Here is a 23416-nt window from a genome sequence, read left to right on the forward strand (position 1 = left end):
CTTTCCTCAGGCGAGACACAAGCCCCTCTTTCCTACTTCATTTAAGCAGGAAAGGGGGGCTTGTTTGTCTCTGACAACGCATAAATGCGTTTTTTCCTGTAGGAGTTGCGTGTGCTTAAGGAATAAGTAATGAAGGACTAAATCTTATTTGACGAGATTATGCTTGAAGGCATAGACCACAGCTTGTGTACGGTCTACGACATCGAGTTTCGATAAGATGTTCGAGACGTGTGTCTTAACGGTTTTTAAAGAAATGAATAATTCGTCTGCGATTTCTTGGTTCGCCATACCACGAGCCATCAATTGAAGAACTTCCTGCTCACGTTCCGTTAAATCATCATGCAAGTGTGTCGTAGGACGACGAAGACGTTCCATCATTTTACCAGTCACTTGTGCTGCCATGACGGATTGACCGTTTGCCGTCTTGCGGATCGCTTCTGCGATGTCAAAGGCGCTAGCCGTTTTTAAGACATAACTCATCGCACCCGCTTCAATGACAGGATAAACTTTCTCGTCATCAAGAAAACTCGTCACGACGAGAATTTTTGCTTCCGGCCAGTCTTTGCGGATCAGTCGCGTTCCTTCGACGCCATCAACTGGCTCCATCACTAAATCCATCAAGATGACATCCGGTCGGTGTTCAAGCGCAAGCAAGGCTCCTGCTTGACCATCCGACGCTTCAGCGACGACCTCGATGTCTGGTTGTGTGGAAAGGAAAGCAGACACACCGGCCCGGACCATCTCGTGATCATCTACTAATAATACGCGTATCATACTTGCACCATCCGATCTTTTCTAAGTTTGACTTCGATTTGGGTTCCTTGTCCTGGAACACTGACGAGACGAATCGTTCCGCCCATCTCAGCCGTTCGTTCCCGCATCGAATTAATGCCATAAGAGGCAAGTTTTTTTTCATCAACAACGAATCCAACACCATCATCATTCATGCTCAGAATGATTGTTTCATTAAATTGTCGGAGTTCGATATCCATATGAGACGCTTTCGCGTGACGTAATGCATTCGTCAATCCTTCTTGAACGATCCGGAACAACTCGTTTTCGATTTGTCGTGGAAGTGTCATCTCTTCTAACTTCCAACTCAATTGTGTGGACTGCTTTCTAGATAATTCTTCGAGCAGTTGAGAAAGTCCTTGTTGTAACGTCATCCCTTCGAGTTCGACGGGGCGAAGCTGAAGTAAGAGGGAGCGCATTTCAGACTGCGCCGTTTGTGCCATCGTCTCGACCATCTCGATCTGTTTGGCTGCAGCTTCAGGTTGAGACAGAATGGTCTGTTTAGCTGCTGTCGTCATCATGGAGATGGCATAGAGCTGTTGCGAAACGGAGTCATGTAAATCACGTGCGAGTCGCTTTCGTTCTTCCGTGACGGCTTGAACTCTTACTTGTTCAACATGTTGCGGACGTGTACTGATTTTTTGGACGGTCTCAACTTGTTCGTCGATACGTTTTCCAATCCGCGACAAGCGTGTCAACGTATGAAAGTAGGGACCCGGAACGATCGTCACATCTTTTCCTTGTTCCAGTTCAATGATGGCAGTCGTGACACGTTTGAAGTCACGTCGCAAGAAAAAGTAATGCATGCTACCGATGGCAAGCGGTAGTAATAACGAGAGTCCAATGACGAGTAGAAGGACAGGGAAATCTTGTTGACGGACGAATAGGACATGCCAATCAACTTGTCGTGTACTTAAGAATAACAACGTTGTCATGACGGCTGTCAAAAAACCCGTCATGACTTGGAGTGCAATGACACCAAGCGGGAATTGATCACGCTTCATATCGAAGACACCTCCACGTTGCCAATACCGAGCATGACATGAATGCGAACCTTCCGCGTCGCTTCGCCGTATTCCGGTGCCCGGAATTGAATGCGTCGATTAAAGAAGGTCGGAATCCGGCGGATATCTGTCTTGACGCTTCCGAAGCCGATTGACGTGTCGAGTGTATAGTCGTAGCCGGACGGTAAAAGAATTCGGACGTCCCCGACGACACCACTGACGACGATCAAGGTCTCGCCTTCTGGAACATAGGCGTGCGTCAAATCGATTTCTAAATCCTTGACGATGAACTGTTCGCTCAAATCCTGTAAGACGTACGGTGCATCGGCTTGAGTCGAGAAGGAATAAGCGGGTTGAATCTTGATCCCTTCCTCTTCATATTGATGCGGAGCAATCCGTGAAAATAAAAATTCGCGGACAGAATGTCGTGTCACGAGAATGATCCCAAGATAGAGCAAGATACCAGCAATGACAAAACCGATGGCAGCCGAACTAAGGACGACGCCAGCAAGAATGATCGTACCGACGATGTAAAAGAGGATTGCTAATTTTTCATGATTACGTCGTCGGAAATGAATCCCGACATAATACAGCAGGAACGGAAATAAGACACCAAACAATACATTTCCTGCACCGGACAATAGGTCATAGAACAGACCGAGGGCGAACAGGATCGATACGTAACCGACCAGTTGTTTCGTACTTAATCGTCGCACGATCAATCTCCTTTCTAACATGACAAAGGGAGGCATACGCCTCCTTCATCATTGACTGCTTATTGGTGAATGCGGCGTTCGAGTTCAGCGATACGCGCATCGATATCATCTTCATCAACGGCTGGTTGTTTTGCTTCAGGCTCTTCTGCCGTGAACGGATGTGCTTCTTCTTTTATAGTAGCATTTGGTTCGCGATCTAGCACCTGGTTCATCTTGTTTTTTAAGTTCGAGACGTTTTCGCGCATCATCCATTCGTACCGTTTGTTTTGTAGATCTTCGAGCTTTAACTTCAATTCGAGGGCTTCACGTTCCAATTCGTTCAGCTCGCGTTTCGTCTCAGCGACGAGTTCTTCGAAGAAGCGGTATTGCTCCCCGTAATGCTTCGATTCGATAGCTGCACGCTCAGCCAGTTGTTGTTCACCGGCTTCGTTCGCGATCTCGACTTGCTTGAAGCGTTTATCTGCTAAATCCTTCGCTTCTTCTTGTTTATGCGTTAATTCTTGCAGTAATGTCCGTTGACGCTCGAGTAGTCGATCAATCTCTTTTAAATCAGCTTCTGTAGATCGAATATGACGAACGAGCTTTTTAGCAGGTACTTCACCCTGTTCGGCTGCTTTTTTGACTTCTGTCATCATTTGTGTCGCAAAATCGTTGAGTTGATCAAATACGTTTTTCATGAAAAATTCCTCCTTGGAAATGGCGAATGATATCGGGTCACACATTTTGATTAGAAACGTTTTTCGTCTAAGTCTTTCCAGTCTGCTTCGAAATGTGTCGTTGATGTACGGCGACGGTTAAAAAGATCTTGAACATTGACACGTTGTAGTTTCATACGCATGTAACCGACGTACAATGCGATGGCTGCTGCGATTCCAATGACTGCCCAGATGTTCGAAAGGGCAAGTCCGATTCCGATGGCTGCTAGGAATCCGAAGCCGAGTTTCGCTGGCCATTTGTTCGATTGCATGAACTTACTGATCGAATAGAACGCGAGTAACGCCCCTAAGCCAAGTCCGATCATATGCGGTAATGTTCCGATGACGACGGCAAGTAACGCCAGTCCGGCGAGAATCATCACCAATTGTTTTCCTTTCGATTGCTTCATGAGGAAGCCTCCCTTGTGTTGATACCTTTATGATACGGGAGTCCTTCTATTCCTACGACACTCTTTGGACCGTATTTGCTCTCGGGCTTAAGGCGGAGAGAAGGTCTGACTTTAAGGGAAGCGCTATCAGAACCAATGATTCATATGATACTCTATAAGGGAATCGAATCGAGAGGAGTGATGTTGATGAGTGCAACAATCAACGCTAAAAAAGTGACATGTGTCGGAAACCAGGGAGGGGTTTCCCTCCCTTAAATCAGAGGAGGAAACCGTTTGAACGAATGGGGTACACCACCTGTCTACGAAACGACAGGAACAGAACGATTAGGACGGATTACAGCTGTCTATCAAACACACTATCGTGTTATGACGGAAACAGGAGAATCGCTGAGTGAACTGTCTGGTAAATTGCGTTTTCAATCGGGAACGAAAGCCGAATTACCGTCGGTTGGAGACTGGATCATCCAAACAGAGCGAGAGCCAGGCAAAGGACGGATCGAACGTGTCTTGCCACGATCTTCTCAATTTTCCCGAAAAGCGGCAGGAACGGAAACCGAGGAACAAATCATCTGCGCGAATGTTGACGTCGCCTTGCTCGTCATGGCTTTTGGACATGACTTCAACGTCCGTCGACTGGAACGTTATTTAACGGTTGCTTGGGATGCAGGGGTGACACCAATCATCGTCCTGACGAAAAAAAGTTTGATGCCGTCGATTGAAACGGAAATACAGGCTGTCGAAGCGATTGCGTTCGGAACACCAATCCTTGCCGTTGATTCTTTAACTGGTGACGGATTAGAGGAGTTGCGTGAACAGTTACAAATCAAGCAGACAATCGTGTTAGTTGGGTCGTCCGGCGTCGGGAAGTCGACGCTCGTCAATGCTTTAGCTGGAGAACAGTTAATGGAGACGGGTGGCGTACGAGAAGACGATGAACGTGGACGTCACACGACGACACATCGCGAACTGAAACGACTATCGAACGGTCTATTGCTTGTTGATACACCGGGGATGCGAGAATTGGCCTTATGGGATGGCAGTGACGGTTTATCGTCGACGTTTTCCGATATTGAGGAGCTTGCTGAAAACTGTCGTTTCCGAGACTGTGAACATGATAAGGAACCGGGATGTGCCGTTCGGATAGCTTTAGAAGATGGCACACTAACTGCTGAGCGCTGGAACAGCTTCGTCAAGCTAAAACGAGAAATCGCCTATGCGGAACGCAAGCAAAACGTGGCGTTGCAGGCGGCGGAGAAAGAAAAGTGGAAAAAAATCCACAAGCAGGCCCAAGCGCATACGAAAGTGAAGTATCAAAAGCGATAATACGATTGATATATGAAAAGCATCTGCAACGGAAAAAGGAGTCTCTTTTTCTATGCAGATGCTTTTTTCTCGTTATTCTTTTGAAAGTGATTCATTTGTTTCTGTATTGAACGGCACGTTACCCGTCAAAGCATCAAGACGATGTAAGTCGGATTGAATCGCTTCAGGGTCACTTCGGCGCGCGTTTCGTACCGTGGCCGTTCCGACCGGATGATCGTTGAATCCAGTCGTTAAATCAAACGTCCGATTCGACAGCCGATCGGTAAAATAACGATCGTGAGAGACGAAGAGGAGCTCACCAGGGAAAACATCGAGGGCGGCTTCGATTTGTTCACGAGTCGCAAGGTCCAAATAGTTCGTTGGTTCATCGAGAATAAGCAAGTGAGCACCAGAAAAATACAGACGTAAGAAAGCGATCCGACATTTCTCACCCATACTGGCGTCGGAAATCGACCGGTAAACATCATCGCGACGGAATAAAAAGCAGGCGAGCAACGTCCGGGCGTCCGTTTCACTCATCGTGCCGTACTCAAGTAACGCCTCTAACAACGTACCGGATGTCGGTAAGTGGGAAAGGGCTTGTGAAAAATAGCCGGTCTTCAATCGAGGATGACGGATTACGTTCCCTTGATGAGGAGCATATTCGCCCTCGATGAGACGCAGTAAGGTCGTTTTCCCGCTTCCATTCGGTCCGATGACAGCAATTCGGTCACCACGTTCTACCGTAAACGAAACGTCGTTTAGGATCGGTTTCGTCTCATGCATGAATGAGACACGTTCGAACGAAATCAGTCGTTTCGCACGAATCGCTTCATGTTCGAATGCGACGTGAACAGTCGGTGCAACTTGTGGTTTTTGTACACGATCCTCGAGTAGACGCTCGAGTTGCTGCTCTTTTGCCTTGACCTTCGTCGCATGTTTAGCAGCCTTCTTTTTCGCATACGGATCCCGTTCACTCGCTTGATTCGAGGCTTTTTGATGCCATTGCCGGTATCCTTGAATCATGCGTGTCAGCTCTTTACGGGTGCGTTCTTGTTTTTCGTACGCTCGTTGTTGCGACAGAGCTTGATGTTCCTTTTGTTCTTTATAGGACTGATAGTTTCCGCTGTATCGCGTTGCCCCTGATTCGGATAATTCAATGACGGCATCAGCCGTTGCGTCGATGAAGAATCGTTCGTGTGAGACATAGAGAATTGAGGTCCGTGACATGTTGACCCATTCCGTGAGCCACTCGAGTGTCTCTTGATCCAGATGATTCGTCGGTTCATCGAGAATGATGAAATCAGGTCGTGATAGAAGCAGACAGGCAAGTTGGAGGCGCGTCTGTTCACCACCGCTTAAACTGGATGCTTTGTGTGTCCAGAGTGCTTCCTCTAATTTGACTTCTTTTAAGACACGTGCTGCATCTGCTTCCAGCGAGAAGGCGTCCTGATCGATTGCTTGTTGATAAATCGTCAAGTCACCATTCATGGCATTAGCGCGAAGTTGATAACGAACCGCATCCGCTCGTTCGACGACATCAAGAACGGTGTGATCGCCCGCCACGAAGTGTTGTGATAGTAGACCGAGTTTTTTGTAATGACGCTTGATCGAACCGTCAGTCGGTTGAAGTTGATCAGCGATCAAGTGTAACAGTGTCGTTTTTCCGATGCCGTTCGGACCGATTAAGGCGACATGTTCACCGGTATGAATATGAAAAGAAACGTCCGAGAAAAGGCGTCGTTCGTCGTAGTCCATCGATAGGTGTTGGATCGTAAGTGTTTCAGTAGGCATAAAAGCAGCTCCTTTAGTGTTCATTTCCGATAAGATGAAATGAAAAACACACCATCCGAAGCGAGCGGATGGTGTGCCGGAGTGTAACTCAAAGAAGGCGATGACCAGAGGATGGTCACACCGAAAAAGAGCAGACTCGTAGCGTCAGACATCCGCAACTGCATTGCGAAAGAGATGATTTCATTCATCAAGCGACGTGTACGAGTGATTGCTTCATTTCGGTGTTGTACCTCCTGTTCTTAGTCTATGACGTTATTGTAACAAAATGGAAACGTTAACACAAGTACGATTCAAGTAGGGTTTGCGCAGCATCCGTTTCTTCTGATGAAGGGGGAAGCACATCAGTTAACGGATAAGAAAGACCGAGGTTTTCCCACTTATAGACACCGAGTTGATGATACGGGAGTACCTCGACGCGCTCGACGTTTCCGAGCGTCCGGATGAACTCGCCGGTCTGACGGAGGAAATGTTCCGACATCGTAATACCTGGAACGAGGACGTGGCGAATCCAGACGGGAATGTTTCGCTCGGCTAGGCGTTTTGCGAAGGCGAGTGTATTGGCGTTACTCCGTCCAGTCAAGACGCGACAAGCGGCATCGTCGATATGTTTGATATCGAGTAGTACTAGATCCGTCGCATCGAGAATCGCATCGATGTTTTTCGGGACGACGGATCCCGCGGTATCGATGACCGTATGCAGTCCATGGCGTTTTGCTTCTGTTAAAGCAGCCTCCAAGAATTCTGGCTGAGCGAGCGGTTCACCTCCAGAGAAGGTGATTCCGCCACCCGTGGTCTCGAAAAAGGAGCGATAGCTGATCGCTTCTTTTACGACTTCGTCTGCTGAGACACGCCGTCCGCAACCGAACTCCCATGTATCCACGTTATGACAGTATTGACATCGTAGTGGACATCCTTGCGTAAAGACGATGAATCGAATGCCAGGACCATCGACTGTTCCACATGATTCAACGGAATGGATCATACCATAGGTCATCCTGCTCACTTCCTTTCACATACTACACATCATTTTAGAGAGAACCGTGGAACGTTCGATTGATGACATCGATCTGTTGTTCACGCGTCAGTTTAATGAAGTTGACGGCATAACCGGATACCCGAATCGTTAACTGTGGATATTGTTCTGGATGCTCCATGGCATCGAGTAACGTCTCACGGTCAAAGACGTTGACATTCAAATGGTGTCCTTTTGAAGTCGTACCACCCATATATCCGTCAAGTAATCCGACCGTATTGCGAATGCGTGTGGCTTCATCCTTACCAAGTGCTTTTGGCACGATCGAGAACGTGTAGGAAATCCCGTCGAGCGCATGTTCATATGGTAATTTTCCGACAGATGTCAGTGCGGCGACAGCTCCTCTAGTGTCACGTCCATGCATCGGGTTAGCACCCGGTGCGAATGGTTCACCCGCACGGCGTCCATCTGGCGTATTTCCTGTTTTTTTACCGTAGACGACGTTTGAAGTAATCGTCAGGACAGACTGCGTCGGAAGGGCATTGCGATACGTTGGATGTTTACGGATTTTCTCCATGAACAGTGTGACGAGATCAACCGCCATCTGATCCACCCGTTCATCGTTATTCCCGAACTTCGGAAACTCGCCTTCGATCTTGAAATCAACTGCAATCCCATCCGCATCTCGGATTGGACGAACTGTCGCATAACGGATGGCGGATAGACTATCAGCGACGACTGATAAACCAGCGATACCGCATGCCATCGTCCGTAAGATTTCCGGATCATGTAAAGCCATTTCAATCCGTTCGTAGCTGTACTTATCATGCATATAGTGGATGACATTCAGTGTGTTGACGTACAGTTCCGCGAGCCAATCGAGTTGACGATCATAAGCCGCCATGACCGTCTCGTAATCGAGTACTTCATCGAGCATCAATGGTGTAGCTGGGGCGACTTGGATTTTGAGCTTCTCGTCCATTCCGCCATTGATCGTATAGAGTAATGCTTTTGCCAGGTTTGCTCGAGCACCGAAGAACTGCATCTGTTTCCCGATCTTCATCGCGGAGACACAACAAGCGATGCCGTAATCATCTCCATAAACCGGTAACATCAAATCATCGTTTTCATATTGAATCGAGCTTGAAACGATCGACATCTTCGCGCAAAATTCCTTGAATCCGCGTGGAAGCTGAGTAGACCAGAGAACGGTTAGATTCGGTTCCGGTGCCGGACCGAGTGTCGAGAGCGTGTGTAAGAAGCGGAATGAACTTTTCGTGACGTTTGATCGTCCATCTTCACTCATTCCACCGATTGATTCCGTTACCCACGTCGGATCACCTGAGAAGAGATCGTTGTAGTCTGGTGTCCGTAAGAACTTGACGATCCGAAGTTTCATGACGAAATGATCGACGAGCTCTTGTGCAGTCTCTTCCGTCAAGCGACCAGCCGCAAGATCACGTTCGACATAAATATCAAGGAACGTCGAGACTCGACCGAGTGACATGGCTGCCCCGTTTTGCTCTTTGATGGCAGCAAGATAGGCAAGATAGACCCACTGGAATGCTTCTTGTGCTGTTTCTGCAGGGCGGGAGAGATCGAAACCATAGCGAGCTCCAAGCTCGGTCAATTCCGTTAATGCGCGCAACTGTTCATTCATCTCTTCACGGTCGCGAATCATCGATTCAGATAAGAATCCGCCACGTGCCTTTAAATCCTTCTTACGTTCTTCGATCAAGCGTGCCGTTCCGTACAAAGCAACACGACGATAGTCGCCGATGATCCGTCCGCGTCCATAGGCGTCCGGTAATCCTGTGATGATACCGGCTTTACGTGCGGCACGCATCTCAGGGGTATAGGCATCGAAAACCCCTTGGTTATGTGTCTTCCGGTACTCGCTGAAAGTTTTCGTGACGGTCTCGTCTGCTTCAAAGCCATACGCAGCTAGGGCATCATTCACCATCCGAATCCCACCGTTCGGATGAATCGAACGTTTAAACGGTTCGTCTGTCTGTAAACCGACGATTTTTTCAAGTGAGCGATTCAGATACCCTGCATCATGCGAGAGGATCGTTGATGGTGTTTTAGCATCGACGGCAAACACACCACCACGTTGTCGTTCTTCATTCGTCAGCTGTAGAATTTGTTGCCAAAGACGTTCCGTTGCTTGCGTCGGACCGACTAAAAAGTGATCATCTCCTGTATATTCCGTGCGATTGAGTCGGATGAAGTCTGCGACATCGATCGTCTTTAGCCATTCACCAGACGTAAAGCTTGCCCAGGCACTTGTTTTTTCTAATAACATGGATACCACTCCTTTAATATTGAGCTAATCATCAGTTCCTTATGTGAATAGTGTAACAAAAGGAGAAGGAGATTCCCTTTACGTTCATGTGAATGTTTTAACAAGTGAACAAACGTTGATATGACGGGCTTTCTTTAATTCTGTATCCATATGAGAATTGTTCAAAAAAAACAGTTTGGGACCGCTAATTCAAGGTTTTTTGGAAACTGTATGAGTTGATTTGAAAAAGATTCACTAGAACAGTTGAAACTGTGAGGAATGTCACGCTACGGTGCCTTGTATTTTTAAGACGTATCGTTGACAATGAAAAAGGGAATATAGAACGTGGAGGTGTGCCAAATGGAGTATGTATCATTAACACAACAAGGAGAGTATCAGTCAGGAGACTGGGTCTCGCTGAAAATCGGATCGGACGGTTCAACGCGAACGGGAATGATCACGGAATTCGAAAATGATGGATTCTGGATTCGGTTTGAAGATGATTTTGATTATGAAGACTTTATCGGCTATGATGAATCGTATTGGATTGCGCTTGTTCGTCGTCCGGTTGACGTAAAATCGACGTATGCGAGTCTTGCGGAGTACCCGGCACTCGCTGCAGAATTACAGGATCGTGTCATCCAAGGATTCGAAATTTTAGAAGAAGAAGCCGGTGAAGGAGAGATCCGGTTCCACATTCGATTGCTCGATGCAGGAAATGAATATACACAGACATTACGGGGTTACCGTGATGCATCAGGAGATCATGTCGAATACGTAACGGCATGATGGAATTAAGAGAGTAGGAGAAATCGTTATGAACTTTACAAAACCATTTTTACAGGAAGCATGGGAACGCGCACGCTTTACCGAGTTGATGCCTGTTCAAGAACAAGCGATTCCGTTGTTGCGCGAAGGAAAAGATGTCCTGGCTGAAGCGCCGACAGGAACAGGGAAGACGCTTGCCTATGTCATTCCAGCTTTAGAAAAGATTGAAGTAGAAGAACCACACGTGCAAGTTGTGATCACGGCACCAACACGGGAACTCGTCATGCAAATTCATCAAGTCATTCAATTGTTTGCCCAAGGAAGTGGTATCAAATCCGGTGCATTCATTGGTGGTGTTGAATTAAAACGACAATATGAACGATTAAAGAAAAAACCACAAATCATCGTCGGAACACCTGGGCGTCTCGTTGAGTTGATTGATTCGAAGAAGCTGAAGATGCATAAAGTGAAATTGATCGTCTTGGACGAAGCGGATCAAATCTATGAGAGTGGTATGAGTGACTCGGCGACGCGGATCGCAAACAGTGCACTACGCGATCGACAACTGGCATTCGTCTCAGCTACATTACCGGAACGGACAGCAGAATGGGGACGGACGCTTGCAAACAACCCTGAGACGATTCGGGTTGAGCGTGCCGTCAGTACCCAAGTGACATTCGGTTATTTGGAGACTTCACGTCGTCAGAAACCGGAATTGTTACGTCGTCTGGCGAACATGCAAGGATCAAAGGTGCTGACATTCATTAATAACCGCTCCTTCCTCGGACCATTAAATGGTGAGTTGAGTAAATTCTCATTGAAATATCGGATTTTGGATGCTGAAAAAGGAAAACGAGAGCGGATGGAGACATTGCGTTCTTATAAAAAGGGAGAATTTCCGTTACTCGTCACGACAGGTCTTGCGGCACGTGGTCTAGATATCGAAGCAGTCACGCATGTCGTCCATTATGATTTGCCGGAGTCGCTTGACGATTTCGTACACCGTTCAGGTCGGACGGGACGCGGAAACGCGAACGGAATGGTACTTGCTCTTGTTACGGATCAAGACTTAAAACACTTAAAAACACTTGCGAAACAAATGGGCGTCGAGATGGAAGCAATGGAAATTTACCGTGGGGAAGTCATTCCAAAACGTGAATTCACAGCACCTCAGACGATTAAACGACCGGCTACTCCTCACCGGAAAGGGCGATCGAAATGAAGAACGATCGAAAAGTAATTCCGTTTCCGACGACGGTTTCTGAAGCGGAAATGAATGCAGCCTTGAAGAAGATGTATCAAGAAGCAGCGACAGCGCGTAGTACGGATTGGGTCGCTTTCATTGAAGAGATTGCGACGGAGGGACGTTGGTATTTAAAAGATGCTGAATTGTTCCGGGACTTATTCGTAGATTGGGCAATCTTCTATGAGACGGATGATCAAGGAAAAACGCCGCACGGTCGTTTTCTTGAGCAGGTCAAAGAAGAGTTATCGCCTAGCCTCTATCGTGCCTTGCGTGGATTAGCGGACCCGATGCCCTCACTGTTTCAAGTCGAGGCGGATGGTGTCGTTGATTTGATGTCAAAACAGACGTATCAAACAGATTTGTCTGAGATTGAAGTCGAACCAGGTGATTTGTTGATTGGAAAACTGCTCTACATTTCTGGGAAATGGCGCTTTGCGATTGCCTATATGAAAGTAGCGCGCGCACTGGTACCAGAAGTCCTCGCCTTGTTGACAGATTTCGTGGATGAAGTAGGAGAAGACGCGTTACTTCGCCAGTACCCTGAATTTTGTGCGGAATTGATCGACTTACTCCTCGATATCGAAGAAGGCAACATTGCGCCGAGACCAGAAGAATAATCGGAAAAACCTAGGACACATGACCGACTATGGTCAATGTGTTCTAGGTTTTTTTTTCAAGAATCTGCTCGATATAGGGCGACATCGTTTTTATCCCGATGTTTCACGCGATACATGGCAAGGTCGGCTTGCTTTAAGCATGTTTCAAGATCAGCCTTATGACACGCGGTCACACCGATGCTTGCAGAAACGAATAAGGATTGTCCTTTATAGACGTAAGGACGTCTTAAAAAGTGTAAGAAGGATTTACATTTTCGACGTAAGGACAGTTCATCATCGGCGTGTAAGAGGATCGCGAACTCATCTCCACCAAGTCGATACACCTGTTCTAAAGAATTCGTATGCTCGCTCAATCGTTTCGCGACCTCGATCAATACGTAATCACCTGCTTCATGACCATACGTATCATTGACTTGCTTAAAACCGTCTAAATCGACTACCGCAAGATAATTCATCTCGAGGAGATGGTTCGAAAAATCTCGCTCTAACGAACGACGGTTTCCGATACTTGTCAAGGCGTCATGGTAGGCGTGGTATTCGATACGTTTTTGCCGGAGCTTTCGTTCAGTGACGTCATGTAAAATCGTGAAACGTCCCATCGAGGTGGTGGCAATTTGAATCGGAATATCAATGATCTCATATCGTCTATGTTGTTCATCTTCATACTCATCGATATCTGTCTCAAGTGTTTCTAATAAGTGACGCATCGTACGAGGAATATGTTCAATCGTCATGTCGGGTAAATGAAACAGACGTTGGGCAGCTAAATTTGCGTATAGTGCCGTTCCGGATTGATCGAGTCGAATCATCGGATCAGGGTGACCGAGAAAGAGTGGGATGACTTGCTGTTCGCTATCTTTAATTTGTTGTTTTCGGTGCTCGATGCGTGAAGCGAGTTGTTCATTCCGTTCGTGCAATTGTGCGACGATCAACCCATGCTGACGAGCAATCAAGATTTGTCGAATGATTAGTAAAACTAAAATGATAAAGATATCGAGCTTTCCGCCTTCTCGTTCCACCATGTAATGAATAAATAAAGGAACGGCCAGTAGAGGGAGCCAGGAACGGGGAATGACCGTCGTTCGAGTGGTTCCTTCTTCGATATGATCAATATGCCATAGAATAGCTGAACTTTGCACCAAACGGATCAAGATCGGGAAAAATAGCAGATAATTCGCTGAGAAGTCCGGGAAATAAACACTTGAGACTTCGTAGATACCGCGAATGAAAATGGATAAAAACAATAAGAACAATGCCATCCTTGATACCCAATGGGTTTCTTGGATGAACGTGAAATAGAAGAAAACGAATAAACCGAGTGATGTATTCGTGATGACGATGATGGCATAAGGAACAGTTTGCAGTCCAGGATTCGTCAATTCATTGAGGACGTGAAACGCGACAAGTCCAATGAAAACGACGATGATCGCGGCATCGACGAAAGCGAGTACGTGTTGTCCGAGTGTCCGTTTTGTGATGATTCGGTAAAAAATCGCGTATAAGAATACGTAATGGGATATTGAAAATAAAATTAGGCTATAAATAGATGGAACTGGAAAGTCTGGATTGAAGAAATGTAATGTCTCAAGAACGGAACCGATACAGGATAAAACCAGTGATCCTAAAGCAATCAGCCAGAATTTTCGTCTTGGTACGACTAATGCTTGTTCCTTACGATAAGCAGTAAGAATAAAATAAGCAATTAATCCAAGAGAGGCATACTGTAGTACTTGTTCAACGATCCGATTAGAGATGGAAGGGGTCCATGTGGCAAGGATCATTAGAGTAAAAGAGATGACGAGCATGGCAGGGAACCAACGGATGAAATAGTTCGATTTAAGCATGGACTCCCTCCTAACGTTTAATTTGAGTAGCGAACAAAAAATTGTTTTTTTCGGTCTTCTTAATATGGTACATGGCTTCGTCTGCTCGAATCAATAATTGTTCTGAGCTTTTACCATTTTCAGGGTATAAGGAAATTCCGATTGATGGTGTGACTTGAAGCGTATGTGTCTGGATATAGAACGGATGATTCAGAACTTCGAGAACGTGTTCGGCAAACTGTCGTGTTTCCGAAGCAGATGCTTGAATGAAGATCAAAAACTCATCTCCGCCAAGACGTGCAACGAGATCAGTTGACGTCGTCATCGATTGAAGACGGATCGCTGTCTCTTGTAACACTAGGTCACCAACATCATGCCCATAAGTGTCATTGATGTGTTTGAAACCGTCCAAATCAATGAATAATAAGGAGCCGTATTCTAACATCGGGAGAGTCAGATAAAGTTGTTCTTCGAAGTAACGCCGGTTTGGCAAATGCGTGAGCGAATCGTGATACCCCATACGTTCTAGCCATACTTCCTGTTGATAATCTTCCGTGATATCCGCCAAGATGACGAAATAGCGTTGTTGATCTGGGATATCGATGATTGTCGTATTCAAAAAGCTTTCCGGATGTTCCTCCGTAGCCGGTACATGTAGCAAGTGAGAGGGGTAAATCAGCTGTGCTTGTTGAAGCAATGGAACGAGTCGATCGAGTTGTAGCCGTTGACTCGGTCCGAGCGGTAAATCGCTCCACCCAGCTTCTACAGCAGCTGGATTGACAGATCGAATCTGATTCGTAGCATCGATTTCAAGAACAACTTCTGGATAAGATAGAAAAAGCGATGTTAGTTCTTTTTCGCGTAACTGTAAGAGTGCTGTCTTTTGATGGACGATGTCTTCTAGATTCGTTTGCAGTGCTGTTGTTTCCTGTAATAACCGCAGATTTTCCTGATATGAAAAAAGCTGTCGCGTTAAAAATAATAAAAACGTAATGCCGACGGAAAGTAAGAAAAAGGTTTGGGAGACAGGGAAGAATGTAATATAGAGAATCAGTACAGATAATAAGATGTAAGACATCAAGGAACGCGTAAGTGTTTCGACCCGAATAAGAGTTGCTTGTTGTTCATGACTGATGGGAAGAGCGCGAGTATTCATAAAGGCAAGGATGAAGAGTCCGCTGAGTGGGTATAACGGAAGCAATAAACCAGCTATTCGTGGTTCACCGTTCAATAACAACGTATAAAAAATAAAGTTCGTCATACCGAGCACGAACGTTCCGAGTACTAGGAAGAGGAAACCCAATCTCGATACGTTTCGCTTTAGACCAGAAGCATAAAGTAAGAAAAAGAAAAGCGTCAAGAGAATCGTCAAGAAGGCATAGAAGGTCCAACTGATTTGCTCGAGCACCGTTCGTGTATAAGAGGGGACAAAGCGGAAAATAGCGATGTATCCAGCAATCATCGATACAGTGAACAATGTTAAAGAATCAAGAATCAATAATTTTTGTTTTTGAAACAAAGTTAAATCCAACTGTCGAAATAAGAAGATGACCATCATCGTTAAATGGACCGTGTAAGGCAGATCGAGTAAGACGTTCAGGTTAACAGCGTCCCATTGAAAAAGACGGCCGATCATATTGAAGAAGTCGCCAAGGAAATACGAAAAAAAGGCGATGGATAACCATTTATATGGAATAGAGGGTTGTTTGAAAGCCTTCGATTGACTAAGTAGGAAAATGACGAAAGAACCGATCAGACTAATGATTGCTGAAAGTTGTAACGAGCGATCTTGTGGCAATAGCCAGAGCAGAGTGTACGTGACGACTAAGTAGAATGCGACGGTAGGGTAGATGTTTTGAACAATCCGTTTCACCGGAACTCCTCCTTTCGCAAGCCTTTCATGAAAATGAAATATGCTATAACATTACCCGATATCTAGCATGAATTCACATTTATTTTCATATTAAAAAAGAAATAAAGAGATGGCTCCCATTTCATGAAAAAAGCGGAGTTCTTCTCAGTGAAGAACTCCGCTTTGAAATCATTGATTGGATTGGCGATAGGTCTCGAATGCTTCGATCTTCTCGGATAGGTATGACCAATACTCCATCCGTTCATCAAGCATCGCTTTCGTTTTTTCGATGGATTGGTACAGTTCATTGACCTTACCGAGATCGCTTCCTGCCGAAGCAAGTTCGGCTTCTAATTGCTCCAGTTCAGCCTCACTCTCTTCGATTTGTTGTTCAATGACAGCCCAATCTTGCTGTTCCTGGTAGCTCAATTTCTTCGGTGCTTCTACTTTAGGTAGATTAACTGAAGTGGTTTTTTCAACGATGACTGAAGGAGCAGGTGTCGTGATTTGCTCGAGATAGTCTGTATATTGTCCGTAATAGAAAACGATATTCGCATCTTCGAAAGCAATCAGACGATCGACGACCCGATCGAGGAAATACCGATCATGACTGACTGTGATGACGGTGCCTGGGAATGATTCCAAATAATCTTCGAGTACGGATAACGTTTCGGTATCCAAGTCGTTCGTCGGCTCATCGAGGAAGAGGACGTTCGGTTCCTCCATCAAAATCGTCAACAATTTCAATCTCCGCTTTTCTCCACCAGATAGTTTACCGATTTGTTTATATTGTGCTTCTGGCTTAAAGAGAAACTGTTCGAGCATCTGACTTGCCGTGATCTCCTCACCAGCGAGTGTCGTGATGACTTTTGCGATCCGTTCGACCTCATCGATGACACGGCGTTCAGGATGCGTGAATTCGGCAAATTGCCCGTAAAAGCCGATTTTCACCGTTTCGCCGTGAATGATTTCACCGGTTGTTGGTTCTAAGCGTTTCGCAAGGATTGAAAGAAGTGTTGATTTTCCGCTCCCGTTTCGCCCGACGATGCCATATCGTTCTTTCCGTCCGATCAGAGCGTTAAACGATTCAAAAAGAGTCCGTTCACCAAATCGATGCGAGACATCATGCGCTTCGATGACTTTTTTACCAAGACGGGTCGAACCGACTTGTACTTCGAGTGTCGATTCTTCTTCCTCGTACGAGAGATCTTGTAAAGCATCCACGCGCTGGATCCGAGCTTTTTGTTTCGTCGTCCGCGCCTTTGCTCCGCGACGCAACCAAGCGAGTTCACGACGGAGGATGTTTTGACGTTTTTCTTCCATAGATGCCGTCCGTTCACGACGTTCGGCACGTTTCTCAAGAAACGATTCATAGTTTCCGACATAGAAATAAGCCGTACCGTTCGCGATCTCCATCATATGATTCGTCACACGATTCAAGAAATAGCGGTCGTGGGTGATCAGTAGAATCGCACCACGGTATTCCTTGATTTGAGTTTCAAGCCAACTGATCGTCTCGGCATCGAGTTCGTTCGTCGGCTCATCGAGCAGGAGAAGATCGGCTTCATCGAGTAAAGCTTCAGCGAGTCCGACACGCTTGCGTTGTCCTCCGGAAAGAGAGCCAATCAACGCGTTCAAGTCGAGGATGCCTAGTTTGTTTAAAATCATCTTTAAGCGTGATTCCGTGTCCCAAGCTTGCGCAGCATCGACTTCTGTCTGAGCAACGATGAAGCGATTGAGTAGCATTTCACTCGTCGGATCTTGTTCGAGTGCTAGACGCGCTGTTTCATAGTGACGTAACGCGTTAATCGTTGGTGTATCACCAGACAGGAGTACTTCCATGACCGTTTGGTCTTCCGGATAATCGGTCGTTTGCGATAGCAAGCGGATCCGATAATCATTCGGGTGATGAATCGTACCAGCGTCTGCCGTCTCTTTACCTGCTAAGATATGCAGGAGTGTCGACTTACCGGTACCATTGACGCCGATGATGCCAATCCGGTCGCCGGGTGAGACGGAGAATGTCACATCTTCGAAGACGATTTTATCGGCGAATTCTTTTTTGAGATTTTCTGCTTTCATTAACATATTAGACACCTTCTACAATCTGTTTGATTTGCTGTTCGACTGTCTGGACGAGTTCTTTCTGCGTCATCGTACTCGGATCAATCGACGGTAAGATCGTGACGTCGACCGTGGCAGGGCGAATCTTACCCGTTTCCTCCATGACACGATAACTTCCCGAAATTGCGACGGGTACGACGCGAGCGCCACTTGAGGTCGCGAGTGTGAAGCTTCCCGCTTTGAACTCCGCCATTGGACCGCCTTTGGAGCGTGTTCCTTCCGGGAAGATGATCATCGATTGTCCGTCCTTGATCGTCTCGACACCAGAACGAATCGCTTTCAGCGATTGGCGTCGATCTTTTCGATCAATCATGACACATCCCATCAGATTCATCCAAACATTGACGATTGGAATTTTATTCACTTCGATTTTTGAGATGAATGCTTTCGGTTTATCGATTGTTCCAAGTAGAATCGGAACATCGAAGTTCCCTTGGTGATTCGAGATGAAAACGACGGGTTCGTTTGCTGGGATGTGTTCACGACCCGTCACGTTGACACGAACACCAGCGAGTTGGAGAAGAGAGTTTGCCCAGGCACTTGCTACACGCTGGACGAATGCATAGCGCGCGAGGTGCGTTCGACGTTTTGCACTAGGTAAAAACGGTAAGGTACAGGGTAAGACAAGTCCAAAATAAATGAACCATATGACAGTACGTATCATGGTGAAGTGACAGCTCCTTTTTTCATTACTGATGTTATTGTACAAAAAAAGACCGGGCGTCGCACCCGGTCTGCGTGATTATTCCCAGTAACGAGGTTCAGATTCCTCTTCGCTTTCTCCTAGTTCAAAGGTGAGGCGACGCGTCGTTGGATCAACAGAGAACGTAGCGTTCGTATTGTCGATCTGTTTGATTTCCATCGTTTCCTCATCCAAAATGAGAGTCAAGCGGACCTTATCTTCGTGATCTACGAGCAGTACGCCATCTTCCTTCAACCATAAATCGATGACAGGGGAGTAGCGAAGTGTCCAACCGTTTGATAAAGGGATTTCGTTCATAATGAATCTGTTCCTCCTAGATGATGAAATCGTGTTCTTTACTTATCATGCTGGTCTGTCGCGGAGAATGCAAGTGGTGTGCTGGAATCTTGTTGAGGATAGGAGACTTGATAAGAAAGTTCACGCTTTTTCATCCGTTCGTATTGTTTTTTGACACGACGGTGTTGGATGTATTCAATGTAAGTCAGATAGGACGTACGTATCAGCTGGCGGATTGATGATAGTGACAGACAAATCGCTAGCGTAAAGACGAACACACCGATCGAACTCGTATAATAACCGGTAACAAAACTTAAATATGTAGTGATGAGACCCGCAATCGTCGTGAATAAGTAGAAGAGCACGTCCGTTTCCTCCTCGAAATTAAAATAATGGTATGTCCATTACAATTCGAGGTAAGTCGTGATTTTCCTTTATCGTCCTGTAAATGTCCGGAAAAAAATAAAAAATCCACACGGAAGGTGTAGATTTTAAGGGCGGTCGATTTGCTGAAGCGCTGGTGTCTTCGGTGTCATATCAGTACTGTTCGATCCTTCTGCGAAGACGATTCCAATCGTAGCAAGGAACGCAAAAAATGCAAAAACCAATGTTTTCGTGAAGCGTCGTGCGAACGAACGCGATTGAATGTTATGAAACATTTTTATCCCCCATATTTACCTAAACTAAACCTTCTTTTTCCTGTTATTTAATCATATATCTTTTTTTCAAAAAAATCACGCAAATGTGTTCCGTTCACAAATATGTCACAACTGTCATCGTTGTGTCGATATCAGAGATGAATGAAAAAAGAGTATAGTATGGTAGGGAAAGAACAGCAGAACGATTCACAAGGACTGGAATCGATTCAAATACAGAGAGGAGATGACCCGAAATGGGATTACGCGCAGGACAGGTTGTCACATTAAAAGTAGAACGCGAAGCAGAGTTCGGAGTGTTTCTGACAGATGGAAATGAAGACGTGTTGTTGCATAACAATGAACAAACACGGAAAGTAGCCCTCGATGAAGAGGTAGAAGTCTTCTTGTATCAAGATAATGAAGGGCGTCTAGCATCATCGATGACGATTCCAGAAGCTTCATTTGAAGACTATGTCAAGACGACGATTAATGGAACACGCTATAACACAGGAGTGTTCGCGAACATCGGTATTCAAAAAGACGTTCTCGTCTCACTCGACGATTTGCCGCAGCGCCGGATGTTCTGGCCAGAAGAAGGCGATCAACTCTTCATTCGTCTGAAACATGATCAGAAGCTTCGGTTACTCGGAGACCCTGCACCTTATGCATACTTCAACTTACGTGCGAAGCCAGCTCCAGAAGAGTGGAACAATATGGACGTCGAAGGTCTCGTCTTCTCACAACGTGAACCAGGCGTTAACGTCTGGGTCAACGATCAATCGATCGGATTCTTGCATGAACGTGAGATGGAACGTTGGCCGCGTCTTGGAGAAGTCTTGAAATTACGAGTGACAAATGTAAAACCAGATGGTACAGTATTACTTTCAGCACGACCACGTGCCTTTGAAGCCATTGATACAGACGCGGAGTTGATTCTGAACCATCTACTTGAACATGATGGTCAGATGCCGTATGGTGATAAGACAGCTCCTGAGACGATCGATGAAGTATTCGGTCTCAGCAAGGCAGCATTCAAACGAGCGCTCGGTCGCCTGTTGAAAGATAAAAAAATAGAAAAAAATGAAACGGGTATTCGGTTGACGAAATAATCGGACCGAGTAAGCCTGCGTTTCGAATAGATAGTAAGGAATTCATCATTTTGGTGGTTGCGGCTGGTTTGATTACCGGCGACCATTTACTGAATATACCCCATCACTAGTGGGGGCACGCGATGACGTACATCGCACGGTCCGGGCACTTCGCCTTTCCCTCGCCCTTATGGCAACGATTATGATGGTGACTTCCCTAAACATTATTATAAGAGAAACCACTCTATCTTTATGTGATAGATTCTGTTATAATAGGTAGTCGATTGTATTCGTTACGGTAGCGTCTGTTTAGTGGCAGACGCTTTTCATATGACAAAGGAGAGTATTTAGCATTGACAACATTTCGTGAATTAAATCTTAGTGAGGCACTTATCAAAGGTGTCCTAAAAATGGGCTTCGAAGAAGCAACACCAATCCAAGCAGAAACAATTCCAGTCGGACTCAGCGGCGTTGACTTAATTGGTCAAGCACAAACAGGTACTGGTAAAACTGCAGCATTCGGTATCCCAACAATCGAGCGTCTTGACGCAAAATCACGCAACATCCAAGCGTTGATTCTTGCACCAACACGTGAGCTCGCAATCCAAGTAGCAGAAGAATTGAACCGGATCGGTGAAGTAAAACGCGTTCATGCACTTCCTGTTTACGGCGGTCAGCAAATCGATCGTCAAATCCGCGCACTTCGCAAAAATCCACAAATCGTCGTTGCGACACCAGGACGTTTGATGGACCACATGAACCGTAAGACGTTGAACCTCGATCACGTTCAAACGGTCATCCTTGACGAAGCAGATGAGATGTTGAACATGGGATTCGTCGAAGACATCGAGAAAATCCTCGGTGCACTTCCTGAAACACGTCAAACACTCTTATTCTCAGCAACGATGCCACCACAAATTCGTAAAATCGCAGATCGTTTCATGACGACTCCGACACACATCAAAGTCAAAGCAAAAGAAATGACAGTTGAAAACATCGACCAGTCATTCATCGAATTGAAAGAAAGCCAAAAATTCGACGTTCTTTGCCGTTTGATCGACACGGATTCTCCGGAACTCTCAATCATCTTCGGTCGTACGAAAAAACGTGTTGACGAAATGACTGAAGGCTTGATCCAACGTGGATACACAGCTGACGGTTTACACGGTGACTTAACACAAGCAAAACGTGACCAAGTCATCCGTCGTTTCAAAAAAGGAACGATTGATATCCTCGTCGCGACAGACGTTGCAGCACGTGGTCTTGACATCTCTGGTGTCACACACGTCTACAACTTCGACGTCCCACAAGATCCAGAGAGCTATGTTCACCGGATCGGTCGTACGGGTCGTGCTGGTAAAACAGGATCGGCTGTCACATTCGTTACACCACGTGAATTCGGTCAAATCAAAACAATCGAACGTGTCACGAACAAAAAAATGTCACGTCGTCATGCACCAACACTTGACGAGATCTTAGAAGGCAACTTGAAGCTTGCTGCACAAGAACTCATCAAACGCGTTGAAGCAAAAAATTCACAAGAATATACGACACTTGCACAAGAACTCTTAGAAGAGTACGAAGCAGTGGAACTTCTTTCAGCAGCACTTAAAGGATTGACGAAAGAGCCGGATGCAACACCAGTCCAAATCTCTTCAATCGAACCAATCCGCGTGAAACGTTTCGGTAGCAACGGTGGTGGAAACCGTCGTCCTTACGGAAACAAAGGTGGAAGTGGAAGCGGCAACCGCAGTGGCGGATACCGTGGAAACAACCCACGCGGTGGCGAGCGTCGTGAAGGTGGTCGTTCATCTTCTTCATCAGATCGTCGTGAAGGCGGTTATGCTGGACGTAGCAACCGTAGCGAAAGCGATCGTAACCGTGGTGGACGTAAACCACGTTTTGAAAAGTAAACGATTCGAACCGATTTGTCACAGACAAGTCGGTTCTTTTTTATGATTTATCTGAGCGGTCATGATAAAATGAGCCATGAACGATAGGGAGAGGGCTGAATCATTCGTGTATACCATTTATGTAGCAGCATCCGTCTGTCTCGTTGCACTGATCGTCGCGACGAAAAAGATTTGTGAGCGGACGACAAAAGGACATTTTCGTTATATTCCGTTGGCGACCTTATTATTTGGCGGCATCATCTTTCTTGTGCTAGCCATCGGTAAGGGAGGAGCCGTCGGAATCCAATACGGTGTCCTGAGTATCATCTACTTGACGGCGACATTCGGTGTGTACTTGTATATCGCATTGCGGAAAGATACGACGTTATCGTAAAACAGGGGCTCTCTCGTTACAGAGA

The 23416-nt window shown here is 46.0% G+C and carries 22 protein-coding genes; 7 read left to right on the plus strand and 15 right to left on the minus strand.

Annotated features, from left to right (window positions below; genetic code table 11):
- Positions 1-144: 144 nt before the first annotated feature.
- Genes KNQ18_RS15240 through KNQ18_RS15260 form a run of 5 tightly spaced genes read right to left on the minus strand, consistent with a single transcriptional unit; the run spans position 145 to position 3617 of the window.
- Positions 145-774 (minus strand): response regulator, encoded by a 630-nt coding sequence (locus tag KNQ18_RS15240; protein WP_023467256.1) that lies wholly within the window; start codon positions 772-774, stop codon positions 145-147.
- Positions 771-1796 carry a sensor histidine kinase gene (locus KNQ18_RS15245; protein WP_035398797.1) on the minus strand — a complete coding sequence of 342 codons (1026 nt, stop codon included), beginning with the start codon at positions 1794-1796 and terminating at the stop codon, positions 771-773. Before KNQ18_RS15245 ends, KNQ18_RS15240 begins: the two co-directional genes overlap by 4 nt.
- Positions 1793-2512, minus strand: a complete 720-nt coding sequence (liaF, locus tag KNQ18_RS15250) for a cell wall-active antibiotics response protein LiaF (protein ID WP_029340864.1) — start codon at positions 2510-2512, stop codon at positions 1793-1795. The genes KNQ18_RS15245 and liaF overlap by 4 nt, the downstream gene beginning before the upstream one ends.
- A gap of 59 nt (positions 2513-2571) precedes the next feature.
- Positions 2572-3189 (minus strand): PspA/IM30 family protein, encoded by a 618-nt coding sequence (locus KNQ18_RS15255; RefSeq protein ID WP_029340865.1) that lies wholly within the window; start codon positions 3187-3189, stop codon positions 2572-2574.
- A 50-nt stretch (positions 3190-3239) separates the two neighbouring features.
- The gene (locus KNQ18_RS15260) at positions 3240-3617 is read right to left on the minus strand and encodes a lmo0954 family membrane protein (RefSeq protein WP_023467260.1); all 378 of its coding nucleotides are present in this window, start codon (positions 3615-3617) and stop codon (positions 3240-3242) included.
- Positions 3618-3890: 273 nt separating this feature from the next.
- Between KNQ18_RS15260 and rsgA the strand changes: the two genes are divergently transcribed.
- Positions 3891-4940 carry a ribosome small subunit-dependent GTPase A gene (gene rsgA / locus KNQ18_RS15265; protein WP_251133443.1) on the plus strand — a complete coding sequence of 350 codons (1050 nt, stop codon included), beginning with the start codon at positions 3891-3893 and terminating at the stop codon, positions 4938-4940.
- A gap of 72 nt (positions 4941-5012) precedes the next feature.
- Here rsgA and abc-f read toward each other — a convergent pair whose 3' ends face one another.
- The 3 genes from abc-f to pflB all read right to left on the minus strand — a co-directional run bounded on the left by abc-f (position 5013) and on the right by pflB (position 9991).
- Positions 5013-6713, minus strand: a complete 1701-nt coding sequence (gene abc-f, locus KNQ18_RS15270) for a ribosomal protection-like ABC-F family protein (protein WP_050678238.1) — start codon at positions 6711-6713, stop codon at positions 5013-5015.
- 274 nt (positions 6714-6987) lie between these two features.
- Positions 6988-7707, minus strand: coding sequence for a pyruvate formate-lyase-activating protein (gene pflA, locus KNQ18_RS15275; protein WP_215085332.1), 720 nt, complete (start codon positions 7705-7707; stop codon positions 6988-6990).
- 34 nt (positions 7708-7741) lie between these two features.
- Positions 7742-9991 carry a formate C-acetyltransferase gene (gene pflB, locus KNQ18_RS15280; protein ID WP_215085334.1) on the minus strand — a complete coding sequence of 750 codons (2250 nt, stop codon included), beginning with the start codon at positions 9989-9991 and terminating at the stop codon, positions 7742-7744.
- A gap of 339 nt (positions 9992-10330) precedes the next feature.
- On the opposite strand from pflB, the gene KNQ18_RS15285 reads away from it, so the two are divergent.
- From KNQ18_RS15285 to KNQ18_RS15295, 3 genes are read left to right on the plus strand one after another with little or no spacing between them, the layout of a single operon-like run.
- The gene (locus tag KNQ18_RS15285; protein WP_050678235.1) at positions 10331-10759 is read left to right on the plus strand and encodes a hypothetical protein; all 429 of its coding nucleotides are present in this window, start codon (positions 10331-10333) and stop codon (positions 10757-10759) included.
- A gap of 28 nt (positions 10760-10787) precedes the next feature.
- Entirely contained in the window at positions 10788-11960 is a 1173-nt protein-coding gene (locus KNQ18_RS15290; RefSeq protein ID WP_023467266.1) for a DEAD/DEAH box helicase, read from the plus strand.
- On the plus strand, positions 11957-12601 hold the full coding sequence (locus tag KNQ18_RS15295; RefSeq protein WP_023467267.1) for a hypothetical protein: 645 nt from the start codon (positions 11957-11959) through the stop codon (positions 12599-12601). The genes KNQ18_RS15290 and KNQ18_RS15295 overlap by 4 nt, the downstream gene beginning before the upstream one ends.
- A 56-nt stretch (positions 12602-12657) precedes the next feature.
- Here the strand turns inward: KNQ18_RS15295 and KNQ18_RS15300 are convergent, their stop codons facing one another.
- From KNQ18_RS15300 to KNQ18_RS15330, 7 genes are all read right to left on the minus strand, one after another.
- Positions 12658-14445 (minus strand): GGDEF domain-containing protein, encoded by a 1788-nt coding sequence (locus KNQ18_RS15300; protein ID WP_215085336.1) that lies wholly within the window; start codon positions 14443-14445, stop codon positions 12658-12660.
- A 10-nt stretch (positions 14446-14455) separates the two neighbouring features.
- Complete coding sequence (locus KNQ18_RS17475; protein ID WP_215085338.1) at positions 14456-16297, minus strand: diguanylate cyclase domain-containing protein; 1842 nt, start codon at positions 16295-16297, stop codon at positions 14456-14458.
- A 168-nt stretch (positions 16298-16465) separates the two neighbouring features.
- Positions 16466-18364: an ABC-F family ATP-binding cassette domain-containing protein gene (locus KNQ18_RS15310; RefSeq protein WP_133208550.1), complete on the minus strand. Its 1899-nt coding sequence runs from the start codon at positions 18362-18364 to the stop codon at positions 16466-16468.
- Between the two features lies 1 nt (position 18365).
- Complete coding sequence (locus KNQ18_RS15315) at positions 18366-19064, minus strand: lysophospholipid acyltransferase family protein (protein ID WP_215085340.1); 699 nt, start codon at positions 19062-19064, stop codon at positions 18366-18368.
- Positions 19065-19142: 78 nt separating this feature from the next.
- Positions 19143-19400 (minus strand): hypothetical protein, encoded by a 258-nt coding sequence (locus tag KNQ18_RS15320; RefSeq protein WP_023467272.1) that lies wholly within the window; start codon positions 19398-19400, stop codon positions 19143-19145.
- Positions 19401-19438: 38 nt separating this feature from the next.
- Entirely contained in the window at positions 19439-19744 is a 306-nt protein-coding gene (locus KNQ18_RS15325; protein WP_050678231.1) for a hypothetical protein, read from the minus strand.
- A gap of 126 nt (positions 19745-19870) precedes the next feature.
- Entirely contained in the window at positions 19871-20038 is a 168-nt protein-coding gene (locus KNQ18_RS15330) for a hypothetical protein (protein WP_023467274.1), read from the minus strand.
- Between the two features lie 233 nt (positions 20039-20271).
- Between KNQ18_RS15330 and KNQ18_RS15335 the strand changes: the two genes are divergently transcribed.
- From KNQ18_RS15335 to KNQ18_RS15345, 3 genes are all read left to right on the plus strand, one after another.
- Positions 20272-21126 carry a CvfB family protein gene (locus KNQ18_RS15335; protein ID WP_023467275.1) on the plus strand — a complete coding sequence of 285 codons (855 nt, stop codon included), beginning with the start codon at positions 20272-20274 and terminating at the stop codon, positions 21124-21126.
- A 332-nt stretch (positions 21127-21458) separates the two neighbouring features.
- The gene (cshA, locus tag KNQ18_RS15340; protein WP_215085342.1) at positions 21459-23018 is read left to right on the plus strand and encodes a degradosome RNA helicase CshA; all 1560 of its coding nucleotides are present in this window, start codon (positions 21459-21461) and stop codon (positions 23016-23018) included.
- A 106-nt stretch (positions 23019-23124) separates the two neighbouring features.
- Positions 23125-23391: a hypothetical protein gene (locus KNQ18_RS15345; RefSeq protein ID WP_023467277.1), complete on the plus strand. Its 267-nt coding sequence runs from the start codon at positions 23125-23127 to the stop codon at positions 23389-23391.
- Positions 23392-23416 lie beyond the last annotated feature (25 nt).

The sequence above is a fragment of the Exiguobacterium sp. s78 genome, assembly GCF_018618985.1.
In the GTDB taxonomy this organism is placed as follows: Bacteria; Bacillota; Bacilli; order Exiguobacteriales; family Exiguobacteriaceae; genus Exiguobacterium_A; species Exiguobacterium_A abrahamii.

What these genes read in the sequence shown, in the direction of transcription:
- KNQ18_RS15290 (WP_023467266.1), top strand. Translation starts at nt 10,788, where the DNA reads ATGAACTTTACAAAACCATTTTTACAGGAAGCATGGGAACGCGCACGC.
- KNQ18_RS15320 (WP_023467272.1), bottom strand. Translation starts at nt 19,400, where the DNA reads ATGAACGAAATCCCTTTATCAAACGGTTGGACACTTCGCTACTCCCCT.
- KNQ18_RS15310 (WP_133208550.1), bottom strand. Translation starts at nt 18,364, where the DNA reads ATGTTAATGAAAGCAGAAAATCTCAAAAAAGAATTCGCCGATAAAATC.
- KNQ18_RS15255 (WP_029340865.1), bottom strand. Translation starts at nt 3,189, where the DNA reads ATGAAAAACGTATTTGATCAACTCAACGATTTTGCGACACAAATGATG.
- KNQ18_RS15300 (WP_215085336.1), bottom strand. Translation starts at nt 14,445, where the DNA reads ATGCTTAAATCGAACTATTTCATCCGTTGGTTCCCTGCCATGCTCGTC.
- abc-f (WP_050678238.1), bottom strand. Translation starts at nt 6,713, where the DNA reads ATGCCTACTGAAACACTTACGATCCAACACCTATCGATGGACTACGAC.
- KNQ18_RS15295 (WP_023467267.1), top strand. Translation starts at nt 11,957, where the DNA reads ATGAAGAACGATCGAAAAGTAATTCCGTTTCCGACGACGGTTTCTGAA.
- KNQ18_RS15240 (WP_023467256.1), bottom strand. Translation starts at nt 774, where the DNA reads ATGATACGCGTATTATTAGTAGATGATCACGAGATGGTCCGGGCCGGT.
- pflB (WP_215085334.1), bottom strand. Translation starts at nt 9,991, where the DNA reads ATGTTATTAGAAAAAACAAGTGCCTGGGCAAGCTTTACGTCTGGTGAA.
- KNQ18_RS15315 (WP_215085340.1), bottom strand. Translation starts at nt 19,064, where the DNA reads ATGATACGTACTGTCATATGGTTCATTTATTTTGGACTTGTCTTACCC.
- KNQ18_RS15260 (WP_023467260.1), bottom strand. Translation starts at nt 3,617, where the DNA reads ATGAAGCAATCGAAAGGAAAACAATTGGTGATGATTCTCGCCGGACTG.
- pflA (WP_215085332.1), bottom strand. Translation starts at nt 7,707, where the DNA reads ATGACCTATGGTATGATCCATTCCGTTGAATCATGTGGAACAGTCGAT.
- KNQ18_RS15330 (WP_023467274.1), bottom strand. Translation starts at nt 20,038, where the DNA reads ATGTTTCATAACATTCAATCGCGTTCGTTCGCACGACGCTTCACGAAA.
- KNQ18_RS15245 (WP_035398797.1), bottom strand. Translation starts at nt 1,796, where the DNA reads ATGAAGCGTGATCAATTCCCGCTTGGTGTCATTGCACTCCAAGTCATG.
- KNQ18_RS15285 (WP_050678235.1), top strand. Translation starts at nt 10,331, where the DNA reads ATGGAGTATGTATCATTAACACAACAAGGAGAGTATCAGTCAGGAGAC.
- KNQ18_RS15335 (WP_023467275.1), top strand. Translation starts at nt 20,272, where the DNA reads ATGGGATTACGCGCAGGACAGGTTGTCACATTAAAAGTAGAACGCGAA.